The organism is Salirhabdus salicampi (assembly GCF_024259515.1).
Classification (GTDB): Bacteria; Bacillota; Bacilli; order Bacillales; family Alkalibacillaceae; genus Salirhabdus_A; species Salirhabdus_A salicampi.
In genome coordinates, this window is record NZ_JANBWE010000002.1 from 619,011 (window position 1) to 630,982 (window position 11,972).

Genomic DNA, 11,972 nt, shown 5'->3' on the forward strand with positions numbered 1-11,972 from the left:
TCTAAAAGTGGAAATTGGATAATGAACTAAATAAAAAGTAATTAACGAGCATAAAGAGAAACGCATATACATTGAAGTAGGCTATGGTTCTCCCTTGTAAACCTTTCCCAACCCGTAAAAAGAGAAAAATAATATAAACTATGAGTACAACAAAGGAACCGATTGTTTTTACATCGTCCCAATAAAATAAGGCATTTGTTGTATAACCCCATAACAGACCGAGGATAATGGAGACCATTAACATTGGAACACCGATGAGGACTGATATATAAGAGAGCATATCAAGTTGCTCTAAATTCCCTAACCGTTTTAATTGAAAAGTCCAACGCTTTCGTTTTAATAAACGATATTGTAATAAATACATGAGAGAGCATATAAACGAGATGGCAAAAAAACCGTAAGATATAAGGGCCAACGTGATATGTATGACTAATACTTCTCCTACAAACTGCACGCTAGTGCTCGTCATACTTTCTTGTGCTTTCGTAAAAAGATGAAGCATCATAATAATGAAACCTAATATATTCGTAAAGAACGCAAAGAAGTCCATTCGGAAGATACGATTAATAATTAGGGAGAAAGTAATTAAAATCCAAGCATAAATGTATAACCCGTCATAAATCGTTAAAAATGGAAAACTCTCGTCGCTTAATAGTTTACTTAATAAAAAAAAGGTTTGCAAAAGCCAAACCATAGAAAGAGACCAGAAGGCAATTTGGTTTGCCCTCCGGTTTTGTTGTATAAAATCTATAAAATATCCTACTATTGCTAATCCATATATAAAGATGACAACTTCATGTAACGACTTAAAGTCCATAGTCCCATATAGCCTTCCTTATCTCGAAGATTTACTTATAGCTGGAAACGAGAATTTCCCTTTTGCTTCAACTGGAAAGGCATGTTCATTCTTTTCATGTTGTTTTTGTACTTCAGTTTCTACCTCTTCCTCGATCCCGAATATTTTCACAAACAATTCTAAAGCCTCATCGCGGTTACGCTCACCTGCGAACTCTTTCGCTTGCAAGATCGGTTCTTTCAGTAGTTGGTTAATAATACTTTTCGTATGCTTACTCAGGACTTTTCTTTCCCGATCGGTTAAATCAGGCATCTTCCGTTCAATTGATTTCATTGTTTCCGCTTGAATGGAAAGCGCTTTTTGACGTAGAGCAGAGATAATAGGAGTAACCCCTAACGTTTGTAGCCAGTCGGCAAACTCTCCTATTTCGTTTTGAATCATGGTTTCGATTTGTTGTGCTGCTTCTTGTCTCGACTCCATATTTGCATCGACTATACCACGTAAATCATCAATATCGTAAAGGAATGTACCTTCTAATTCATTAATTGCCGGATCTAAATCCCGTGGTACTGCTATATCAATCATAACTAACGGGCGGCCTTTTCTCGGCTTTAAAATTTGCTTCATGTCATCTTTCATCAACATATATTGATTGGCCCCAGTCGAACTAATTAAGATATCGGCAGTTCCTAATATGCTCGGCAGTTTATCAATGGTTGCCGCTTGTCCCTTAAATTGCATGGCCAGTTCTTCTGCTTTTTGTAAAGTACGATTTAAAACTGTAATATGCCCTACACCAGATCCACTTAAATTTTTAAGTGCTAGCTCACCCATTTTACCTGCTCCTAAAATCGCTACCTTTTTGCCTGTTAAATCACCAAAAATTTTCTTAGCTAATTCAACGGCAGCATAGCTGACAGATACGGCATTTTCACCGATTTCCGTTTCGTTGTGAGCACGCTTCGCTAATGTGACGGCTTGCTTGAACAGCTGATTAAAAATCGTTCCCGTCGTACGATTTTGCTGCGCCAAAAGAAACGAATGCTTTACTTGTCCTAATATTTGTGTTTCACCAATAACCATAGAATCAAGTCCGCACGATAGACGGAATAAATGATCAATCCCTTTTTCCTCTTCATAAAAAGCAACATACGAAGAAACCTCGTCTAACGTTAGCGAGAAGGTATCGGCAATAAATTTTTTCACGTAGTAACGTCCAGTATGAAGTTGATCCACAACTGCATAAATTTCCGTTCGGTTACACGTTGAAATAATGATATTTTCAAGTATGCTTTTTTGCTGATTTAAAGAAATCATCGCTTCATCAAGCATTTCCTCAGAAAATGCTAGCTTTTCCCGGATTTCAACAGGGGCTGTCCGATAATTTACACTAACTACGAGTATATGCACAACCACTCACCCCTTCCATGTCCATGTTGTCCTTTATCTATCGTACAGTATAACACGTCTATAATGCGTTATTTACTGAAACAATGAACAATTTTTGAATATTGTGATACGATGTAATTGTCATGTTTTGTCTAATTGTTATCCTATAAAACCTTATCATATCCAACGCAACCAAGCAAGAAATCGATATACTTTTAGAGCATTAGGAGGAATACAAATGAAACAGTCAAACGGTTTTACCGGACTCTTTTTAATTGGACTAGGAATATACTTTATATTAAGGCATAATTTTGTTCCCATTCTTGAAAACTTTTATAGTTGGCCTACTATTATAATGCTAGTTGGAATTGCATTTTTACTAAATGGATACATATATAAGAAATTTGATGACTTATTACCTGGTATTGTGATATTCGGATTAGGTGTTCATTTCCATATGCTCATTTACTCCTCTACTTGGAAAGATTTATGGGCTATGTATCTTCTTATTGTTGGCTTAGGTTTCCTCGTTCGTTACCAAAAAAGCCGTAAAGGTTTTTGGCCAGGTATATCAATGCTTGTGCTTGCCATATTAGGACTTATATCTGCATACCGTCCTGATTGGGTACATCTCCCCCAATTGATTGCAGTCGATAACCATTTTGTCATACCCATTATTGTGATCATTGTCGGAATATATATATTATTTATGAATAAAAAATAACCGGGATGCTTTTGTACTTAATTTATACCATTCCTTTTCTATTACTAAACTATACACCATTTGGCATTAATCTTAGTTATGATAAGGGTGCTTTTACTATTTCTGCTTTTGCCTTCGTTCGTTTTATCGGAGTTAAACATATGAAAAAGACTACAAACCCGAAATATTATGCAGTTTCATACGTTATGGGATATAAAAATGACAAAGGCATACAATTTGCCGAAACAAAAAAAGAAAGCTAATCCATTTGGATTAGCTTTCTTTTATAAGTATGATTTTATAATACCCCAGGCCTCATCTCGCCCTTCAGACGTTTCCGCCGAAAAGGTTACAAGATGATCACCTTCTTCAATATCCAAGACTTCCCGAACTTGTTTAAGATGCTTCGCCCGTTTTGAACGGGGTACTTTATCAAGTTTTGTTGCTACGACCATAACACGTAAATCATAATGTTTAAAAAAGTCATACATTAGCAAATCGTCTTCAGTTGGCTTATGTCGCAGGTCTACGATTAAGACAGCCAAAACTAATGGTTCTCGTTTCGAAAAATACGTCTCCATCATTTTTCCCCAGGCTGCTCTCTCTTTTTTTGATACTTTAGCATATCCGTATCCAGGTACATCTACAAAATAAAACTTCTCATTAATACGGTAAAAGTTTAATGTTTGTGTTTTTCCTGGTTTTGCTGACGTACGTGCCAGTCCTTTGCGTTGAATCATTTTATTAATAAAGGATGACTTTCCGACATTTGATCTACCTGCAAGACAAATTTCAGGTAGGCGATCGTTTGGATATTGTTCTTCCTTCACTGCACTAATAACTATTTCAGCTTGATTGACCTTCATGTTCCGGTTCCTCCAACAATGCTTCTTTTAACACTTCATCTAAGTGACGAACTTGGATAAAGGTTAAGTCTTTTCGCACGCTTTCTGGTATATCTTCTAAGTCTTTTTCATTTTCCGCTGGCATAATAATTTTCTTTAATCCAGCACGATGGGCACTTAACGATTTTTCTTTTAAGCCCCCAATAGGTAATACACGCCCTCTTAAAGTTATTTCACCTGTCATTCCAACTTCTCTACTAACAGGTCTTCCTGTTAATGCTGATACTAACGCTGTCGCAATCGTTATTCCAGCAGAAGGACCATCTTTAGGCGTTGCTCCTTCAGGTACGTGGATATGGATATCATTTTTGGTGTGGAAGTCAGGGTCAATATTCAGCTCTTCAGCCCGGGAACGAATGTAACTAAAAGCTGCTTGAGCCGATTCTTTCATAACGTCTCCTAATTTCCCGGTTAACGTTAAGTTTCCTTTACCAGGATAGAAAGAGACTTCAATGGCAAGGGTGTCCCCACCAGCAGATGTATATGCCAGACCGGTCGCAGTACCTACTTGGTTTTCCTCTTCAGCTTGTCCATAACGGAATTTCGGTTTCCCTAACATTTCTTCTAATTGTTTTTCCGTCACAACAACCTTTTTCTTCTCGCCAGATACAATTAGTTTTGCTGCCTTCCGATTAATGGAGGATATTTGTCTTTCGAGGTTACGGACCCCTGCTTCTCTCGTATACATCCTAATTAGTTTCAATAAAGCTTCATCTCGGATTTGTAAGTCACCTTTAGATAACCCGTTCTCTTTTAATTGCTTTGGCAACAAATGCTCCTTCGCAATATGCATTTTTTCAACTTCTGTATATCCGGCAATGGAGATAACTTCCATTCGGTCTAAAAGTGGCCCAGGAATTGTCGCTAAGTTGTTAGCAGTTGCGATAAACATTGTTTTAGATAAATCATAGTGTTCTTCAATAAAATGATCACTGAACGTACTATTTTGTTCAGGATCTAGCACTTCTAACATAGCAGAGGATGGATCCCCCCGAAAATCGCTTGCCATTTTATCAATTTCATCTAATAGAAAGACCGGGTTAATTGTTCCTGCCTTTTTCATCCCTTGAATAATACGACCGGGCATTGCCCCTACATATGTTCTTCTATGACCTCTAATTTCGGCTTCATCACGTACACCGCCTAATGAGGCTCTTATATATTTACGGTTAATAGCCTTTGCAATCGATTTTACAAGTGAGGTTTTCCCGACTCCTGGAGGGCCGACTAAACACAGAATTGGTCCTTTTAATGACTTTGTTAATTTTTGTACAGCTAAATATTCTAATATTCGCTCTTTTACTTTATCAAGACCGTAATGTTCTTCATTTAACGTTTCTTCTGCATGTGGAATGTCTATATTATCTTCGGTTTCTTCTGTCCAGGGAAGGGCCGCAAGCCATTCAATGTAATTTCGAATGACAGAGCTTTCCGCAGAGTTATTTGGCACTCGTTCGTAACGCTCTAACTCCCGTTGTGCTACTTTTTCAATACGTTCAGGCATATTTGCCTTTTCGATTTTTTCTTTTAATTGGGCGACTTCACCTGTTTTTCCGTCTTTGTCTCCCAACTCTTTTTGGATGGCTTTCATTTGTTCACGCAAATAATATTCCTTTTGCGTTCTTTCCATTGACTTTTTGACACGTTGTCCAATTTTCTTTTCTAAATTCAGAACTTCTTTTTCGTTATTAATAATCCGAATGAGATGGTTCAAACGATCTTTCACATTGATAAGTTCTAATACCTTTTGCTTATCTTTCATTTTCAAAGAAAGATGGCTGGCTACAATATCGGCTAACCTTCCCGGCTCATCAATATCTGTAACCGTTGCTAACGTCTCTTCACTAACCTTTTTCGAGACCTTTATGTACTGTTCAAATTGCTCTAGCAACGTACGCATTAGAGCCTCTTCTTCTAGTTCATCACCACGAATATTTTCTAACTGCTCCGTTTCAACGAAGAAGTAGTCTTCATTTTCAATATGGCGAACGAGTTCAGCACGATATAACCCTTCTACAAGTACTCTCATCGTACCATTTGGCAACTTTAACATTTGTTTAATATTCGCAACTGTTCCTATTTTATAAATTTCCTCTTCTGTCGGCTCATCAATTCCTACTTCTTTTTGGCATGCTAAAAATATTAAGTTATCTTCCACCATCGATTGTTCCAATGCTTTTACTGATTTATCCCTTCCTACGTCTAAATGTAAAACCATAGAAGGGTATACAATTAATCCACGCAAAGGCAGGAGGGGAAGTTGCTTCGTTGTTTCTTCAGCCATTATCTCGACACCTCCGTCACTAACTACCAATTTGTATTACCATCATAATGTAAAACCGATTCGTTTGTAAACGAAAGTACCTTATCACATCGTTTTTCGCTGAGGAACCGGGTAACTACTTGTTTGTTTTTGATTAACACTTTCATTCATGAGCAACGCTTCATGTAATACTTCATCAACATGTTCAACAGTTTGAATCTCAATTCCTTTTATATCTTCTAAAATGGCTTGCTTATTCTCATGTGGAATAAATACCTTTTTAGCCCCAGCTCTCTTTGCCGCCTTTACTTTTGGCACAATACCGCCTACCGGTTTCACTTTTCCATGTATACTAATTTCTCCAGTCATCGCTACATTATGCTTAACCGGAATCTTATTTACAGCGGAAAATATTCCGACTGCCATCGCAACACCTGCGGATGGCCCGTCTACTGGAATGCCTCCAGGAAAATTGACATGCAAGTGATATTGATGAACAGGAACACCCATAGCCTTCAACATCGTAATAACATTTTGTACGGAATGTGTAGCCATGCTCTTTCGACGTATTGTTTTCCCTTTTTGATTAAACTCTTCTTCATCTACTATACCAGTGATCGTAAACTGACCTTCCTCAGTAGATGGGAGTGCTGTTACTTCAATCTCCAGTAACGAACCAGCATTGGGTCCGAACACTGCTAATCCGTTCACAACACCTACTTGATCCTCTTGCTCAATTTTCTTTTCAAGCTTTGGCACTAATTGACTGGATTGTGCTACCCATTCCACGTCTGCAACCTCTATCGTTTTTTTATTTTGTTTTTTCACTATACCGACACATATTTGAATCATGTTGACAACTTCACGGCCATTTCTTGCATATGTAGCTATTAAAGATAGTGCATTATCTTCAATACTTACTTTTACTTTCTCGGCAGCTCTTTTGGCAACGTTCTTAATGTGACTGTTGTCAAGCTCCTTAAAAAACACTTCCAGACAGCGGGATCTAATTGCTGGAGGGATTTCATCAGGGCTCCGTGTTGTTGCACCTATTAAACGAAAATCGGCTGGTAAACCGTACTTAAAAATCTCATGAATGTGAGAAGGTATTTTCTCATTTTCTTCACTGTAATAGGCACTTTCAAAAAACACTTTACGGTCTTCCAACACTTTTAACAGTTTGTTCATCTGTAACGGATGAAGCTCTCCAATTTCATCTAAAAATAACACGCCACCGTGAGCATTGGAAACAGCACCTTTTTTAGGCTGTGGGATACCAGCCTGCCCCATGGCACCTGCACCTTGGTATATCGGGTCATGGACAGATCCAATTAACGGGTCAGCAATACTTCTTTCGTCAAAGCGAGCTGTTGTTGCATCCACCTCGATAAATTTCGCGTCACGTTTGAACGGTGTTTCTGCTTGCTTTTTCGCTTCTTCCAATACAAGACGGGCAGCAGCCGTTTTTCCAACACCTGGTGGCCCATATATAATGACGTGCTGTGGGTTTGAGCTACATAACGCAGCACGCAACGATTCAATACCATCTTCTTGTCCAATAACATCTGTCATATTTTTTGGTCTGACCATCTCAGAGAGGGGTTCTGTCAATGAAATAGAACGCATTTTTCTCAATTCTTCAAGCTCTTTTTGCGACTCTTTTTCAATGGTAACTTTATTCGATCTATTATTACGTAACATATTCCAAAAATATAGTCCAACAACGATTCCTACAATCAATTGGATAAAAATTGCAATGCCCATAAAATTCATGTTTACATTTCCTCCCGTTATTTTGCGTTATCCTTTATTATCACCGAATTTAAATCGGATTAAACGCAATTTTACGGAGAGGATAGAGAAACCCCCGTAACAATTTTCATCGTTACGGGGGTTATAAATTAAGCACTTTCCTTAGGCGATTGTTGGTCTTCTTCTATCACTGTACCATCGTTCATAACTAACTTCGGACGTGTGTTTTCTTTTACAACGGTTTCCTTCGTAATTACACATTTTTCAATGTCATCACGGGAAGGAATGTCGAACATTACGTCTAACATGATGCCTTCAATAATGGAACGTAGGCCACGGGCACCCGTTTTCCGTTCAATCGCTTTTTTCGCAATTTCCATTAGTGCTTCTTCTTCAAACTCTAATTCAACATCATCGATTTCAAATAATTTTTCATATTGCTTCACGAGAGCATTTTTTGGTTTCGTTAGTATATCCACTAGAGCATCTTCATCTAACGGCTCTAAACTTCCGATTACCGGAAGACGACCGATAAATTCTGGAATTAAGCCGAAACGGAGTAAATCCTCAGGAAGAACTTTCGAAAGCAATTCTGCTTTATCCATCTCTTCTGCTGCGCTATCAGCACCAAAACCAATTACTCGCTTACCTAAACGGCGCTTAATAATCTGTTCAATACCATCGAACGCGCCACCACAGATAAAGAGGATATTCGTTGTATCAATTTGAATAAATTCTTGATGAGGATGTTTACGTCCACCTTGTGGAGGTACACTTGCAACAGTTCCTTCAAGAATTTTCAAAAGTGCCTGCTGAACACCTTCTCCTGACACATCTCTTGTGATAGATGGATTTTCAGACTTACGAGCAACTTTATCAATTTCATCAATGTAGATAATCCCTTTTTCCGCTTTTTCTACATCGTAATCCGCTGCTTGAATAAGCTTAAGTAAAATGTTTTCAACATCCTCACCAACGTATCCTGCTTCAGTTAAGGATGTAGCATCTGCGATGGCAAACGGAACATTTAAGATACGGGCTAATGTTTGTGCTAGTAAGGTTTTACCACTACCTGTCGGCCCCATAAGTACAATATTACTTTTAGAAAGTTCGACTTCATCGTTATTTTTCGAGCTAGTGTTAATACGTTTATAATGATTGTAAACGGCTACTGATAAAGAACGTTTTGCCTTTTCTTGGCCAATTACATAGTCATTTAAAATATCATATATTTCTTTCGGTTTTGGTACTTCTTTGAATTCAACTTCTTCTTCAGTACCCAGCTCCTCGTCAACGATTTCAGTACAAAGCTCAATACATTCATCGCAAATATATACTCCAGGACCCGCTACAAGCTTACGTACTTGCTCTTGAGTCTTCCCACAAAAAGAACATTTCAATTGTCCTTTTTCATCGTTAAATTTAAACATTCAATCACCTCATAAAAAATATCGTCTCTATATATTGTTGCGAACTAAAAACTTTATTCTTTAGCTCATCATATCAAATATAAGTTATCCATGAAAGTAAATCCCTTTATCAATTGTTCATTCTACATAATAATATGGTTACATTATGTACGTCCTTTCATAATAAGTCAATGAGAATACCTTCAGGAATATGTATGCGTTCTCAATGAGGTCTAATTTTTATTGTCTGAAAAAAATTACGTAGTATACAAGTGATATTATGATAAAACAAGGCACGATATACTCGCGCCTTGTTTTTTTATCATTTTATTTATGCCGATTTACTTTCATTTACAAGTACGTCAATTGCTTTACGTACCTTTAGATCCTCTTTAAGTGCATCTGTGTTTCCACCAAGCATTTGCTTAATTTGCGCAACTTCTGCTTGATACATTTCAGCCATTTTTTCTAATTCTGCTTCAACATCTTCATCTGTTACTTCAATGTTTTCTGCATTCGCAATCGCTTCTAACGTTAAGTTTGTACGTACGCGCTTTTCAGCATCTTCTTTCATTTGACCTTTTAATGCTTCCTCATCTTGACCAGAGAACTGGAAGTAAGTTTGGAGGTCCATACCTTGCATCTGCAAGCGTTGTTCAAATTCTTGCATCATACGATCTAGCTCAGTATTTACCATTGCCTCAGGAATATCTACTTCAGCATTTTCAGTAGCTTGGCTAATTAGTGCTTCACGCTTTTGTGTATCTGCTTCATTTTTCTTTTGCTCTTCAAGACGTTCTCTTGTCTTTGCTTTCAGTTCGTCTAACGTTTCCACATTTTCATCGATATCTTTTGCAAGTTCATCATCTAATTCTGGTACTTCTTTTGTTTTAATTTCATGAATTTTGACGTTAAATGTCGCTTCTTTGCCTGCGAACTGTTCTGCCTGGTAATCTTCAGGGAATGTAACTTTAATTTCTGCTTCTTCCCCTGCTTCCTTACCTACTAGCTGTTCTTCAAATCCAGGAATAAATTGACCTGATCCGATTTCCAGGGAATGGTTTTCACCTTTTCCACCTTCAAAAGCTTCTCCGTCCATAAATCCTTCGAAATCAATAACAACTGTGTCGCCTTCTTCAACTTTACCTTCTTCTTTTACAACGAGTTCAGCGTGTCGTTCTTGCTGTTGCTTTAACTCATTCTCAACGTCTTCGTCTGTTACTTCAGTATTCACGTCTTCAACTTCAAGGCCTTTATATTCACCTAATTTTACTTCAGGCTTAACCGTAACTTTAGCCGTGAAGATTAAGTTTTTCCCTTTTTCCACTTGCTCGACGTCCACTTCTGGACGATCAACAGGCTCAATACCTGCTTCATCTACTGCTTTTGTGTACGCCTCTGGCAGGATAATATCCAATGCGTCTTGATAAAGTGATTCAACACCGAAACGCTTCTCAAATAACCCACGTGGCATTTTCCCCTTACGGAAGCCAGGTACTTGCACCTGTTTTACAACCTTTTTAAATGCTTTATCAAGAGCACTATTAAATTCTTCTGCGTCTACTTCTACTGTAAGTACGCCTTCGTTACCTTCTAATTTTTCCCATTTTGTTGACATTCTATTTTTCCCTCCAACATCTATTATTCAATATTGCTATTCGCTATTCTTCGCTTATGATATGAATGCGGGCACGCATAATCAAACTACTATATTATAACATAATGAAAAAACCTTTCAATAATCATCTACTATGTATAGATCACTCAATTTGCGAAAAATATTTTCTTTCTAGTTCTTTCATTTCTTCCTTCCACTGTTCCCTACTTTGATTATGTGATTGTAGCATGTCATATTGGGTATCCATTTGCAAATAATCTAAAGCTAGACTTAAAACTGCTTCCGCAATATTAGGAATTTCCGATTCATCCGGTGTGAATGGATATTGCACATATAAAAAACGGAACAATATTTGTTTGGCAAATTCATATAAAGTAGGATCATTTTGCTCTACATCTCTCAAATAATATATCGTTTGTTGTGCAAACGTGTCATCCATTACATCCTTCATATGAATTGGATTGACAATCTTTAACTCACCGAATTTCTCCACCTCAATGTTTCGATCAACCTTTTGCTCCCAGAACCATTGTAATAATCCCGTTTTAATAACCGGGTTTAAGTTGAGGTCACTGAAAAAAGGAATGAGGTCATTCACATAGGGAGTTACAGTACGCTTTCTTAATAGGGATAATAAACGCCATTGTTCCTGAAAATTTCCTGTTTCCAGCGAACTGAGAAATTGACCGATTTCATCCTGTGTGTTCGTTTCTGCTTGTTCTTGATAGAATTTTTTACTTAGGTCATAAAGTTGCCAAAACTGTTGTCGATATGTATGTGGCATCTCTTCATTCTCGAAAATTTCGTCGAGCAAGTCTACAATCTCGTTATATTGGCTCGTTTGAAATAAAATAGTTAAGTATATATGCAAATATTTGTAATAATTGTCATCGTCCTCTTTCATTAATTTACGGCATAAACGTATAGCGTCATCGTATTGGCTTAATTCGATATAACAAATGATCTTCCCAGTTAGGATTTCATTACTCGCTGCATCATATTGCTCCAATTGATTAATATGTAAAATTGCATCTTCATACCTTTTTTCTTTTAAGGCTTCCAGTCCATCGGATTCAAGCTTCTTTTTCCAACCTGGAAACATCACTATGTCTTGTCGACCTTTTTTCATAAAACACC

General features: G+C 37.5%; 9 protein-coding genes. 1 reads left to right on the top strand and 8 read right to left on the bottom strand.

All coding sequences use genetic code 11. The features are described 5' to 3' along the window. Nucleotide 1: 1 nt before the first annotated feature. Together NLW78_RS09280 and hemA are read right to left on the bottom strand one after the other, a co-directional pair. A complete protein-coding gene (locus tag NLW78_RS09280) occupies nt 2–817 on the bottom strand; it encodes a cytochrome C assembly family protein (protein WP_254496766.1) in 816 nt (271 codons plus the stop codon). Nucleotides 818–835: 18 nt separating this feature from the next. Then, nucleotides 836–2,206 carry a glutamyl-tRNA reductase gene (gene hemA / locus NLW78_RS09285; RefSeq protein ID WP_254496767.1) on the bottom strand — a complete coding sequence of 457 codons (1,371 nt, stop codon included), beginning with the start codon at nt 2,204–2,206 and terminating at the stop codon, nt 836–838. A 217-nt stretch (nt 2,207–2,423) separates the two neighbouring features. Here hemA and NLW78_RS09290 point away from each other — a divergent pair, with 217 nt between their 5' ends. After that, nucleotides 2,424–2,909 (top strand): LiaI-LiaF-like domain-containing protein, encoded by a 486-nt coding sequence (locus tag NLW78_RS09290; protein WP_254496768.1) that lies wholly within the window; start codon nt 2,424–2,426, stop codon nt 2,907–2,909. A 263-nt stretch (nt 2,910–3,172) separates the two neighbouring features. Here the strand turns inward: NLW78_RS09290 and yihA are convergent, their stop codons facing one another. The 6 genes from yihA to NLW78_RS09320 form a co-directional block, all read right to left on the bottom strand. Next, the gene (yihA, locus tag NLW78_RS09295) at nt 3,173–3,754 is read right to left on the bottom strand and encodes a ribosome biogenesis GTP-binding protein YihA/YsxC (protein ID WP_254496769.1); all 582 of its coding nucleotides are present in this window, start codon (nt 3,752–3,754) and stop codon (nt 3,173–3,175) included. Then, nucleotides 3,735–6,077 (bottom strand): endopeptidase La, encoded by a 2,343-nt coding sequence (gene lon / locus NLW78_RS09300; protein WP_254496770.1) that lies wholly within the window; start codon nt 6,075–6,077, stop codon nt 3,735–3,737. Before lon ends, yihA begins: the two co-directional genes overlap by 20 nt. Before the next feature lie 84 nt (nt 6,078–6,161). Then, nucleotides 6,162–7,829 carry an ATP-dependent protease LonB gene (gene lonB, locus NLW78_RS09305; RefSeq protein WP_254496771.1) on the bottom strand — a complete coding sequence of 556 codons (1,668 nt, stop codon included), beginning with the start codon at nt 7,827–7,829 and terminating at the stop codon, nt 6,162–6,164. A 128-nt stretch (nt 7,830–7,957) separates the two neighbouring features. Further along, nucleotides 7,958–9,238, bottom strand: a complete 1,281-nt coding sequence (gene clpX, locus NLW78_RS09310) for an ATP-dependent protease ATP-binding subunit ClpX (RefSeq protein ID WP_254496772.1) — start codon at nt 9,236–9,238, stop codon at nt 7,958–7,960. A gap of 310 nt (nt 9,239–9,548) precedes the next feature. After that, the gene (tig, locus tag NLW78_RS09315; RefSeq protein WP_254496773.1) at nt 9,549–10,835 is read right to left on the bottom strand and encodes a trigger factor; all 1,287 of its coding nucleotides are present in this window, start codon (nt 10,833–10,835) and stop codon (nt 9,549–9,551) included. Nucleotides 10,836–10,977: 142 nt separating this feature from the next. Next, nucleotides 10,978–11,964, bottom strand: coding sequence for a tetratricopeptide repeat protein (locus NLW78_RS09320; protein ID WP_254496774.1), 987 nt, complete (start codon nt 11,962–11,964; stop codon nt 10,978–10,980). Nucleotides 11,965–11,972: the final 8 nt, after the last annotated feature.

Excerpts from the sequence above, each read along its gene's own strand:
- lon (WP_254496770.1), bottom strand. The coding sequence starts at position 6,077 with ATGGCTGAAGAAACAACGAAGCAACTTCCCCTCCTGCCTTTGCGTGGA.
- clpX (WP_254496772.1), bottom strand. The coding sequence starts at position 9,238 with ATGTTTAAATTTAACGATGAAAAAGGACAATTGAAATGTTCTTTTTGT.
- NLW78_RS09320 (WP_254496774.1), bottom strand. The coding sequence starts at position 11,964 with ATGAAAAAAGGTCGACAAGACATAGTGATGTTTCCAGGTTGGAAAAAG.
- yihA (WP_254496769.1), bottom strand. The coding sequence starts at position 3,754 with ATGAAGGTCAATCAAGCTGAAATAGTTATTAGTGCAGTGAAGGAAGAA.
- NLW78_RS09280 (WP_254496766.1), bottom strand. The coding sequence starts at position 817 with ATGGACTTTAAGTCGTTACATGAAGTTGTCATCTTTATATATGGATTA.
- NLW78_RS09290 (WP_254496768.1), top strand. The coding sequence starts at position 2,424 with ATGAAACAGTCAAACGGTTTTACCGGACTCTTTTTAATTGGACTAGGA.
- tig (WP_254496773.1), bottom strand. The coding sequence starts at position 10,835 with ATGTCAACAAAATGGGAAAAATTAGAAGGTAACGAAGGCGTACTTACA.
- lonB (WP_254496771.1), bottom strand. The coding sequence starts at position 7,829 with ATGAATTTTATGGGCATTGCAATTTTTATCCAATTGATTGTAGGAATC.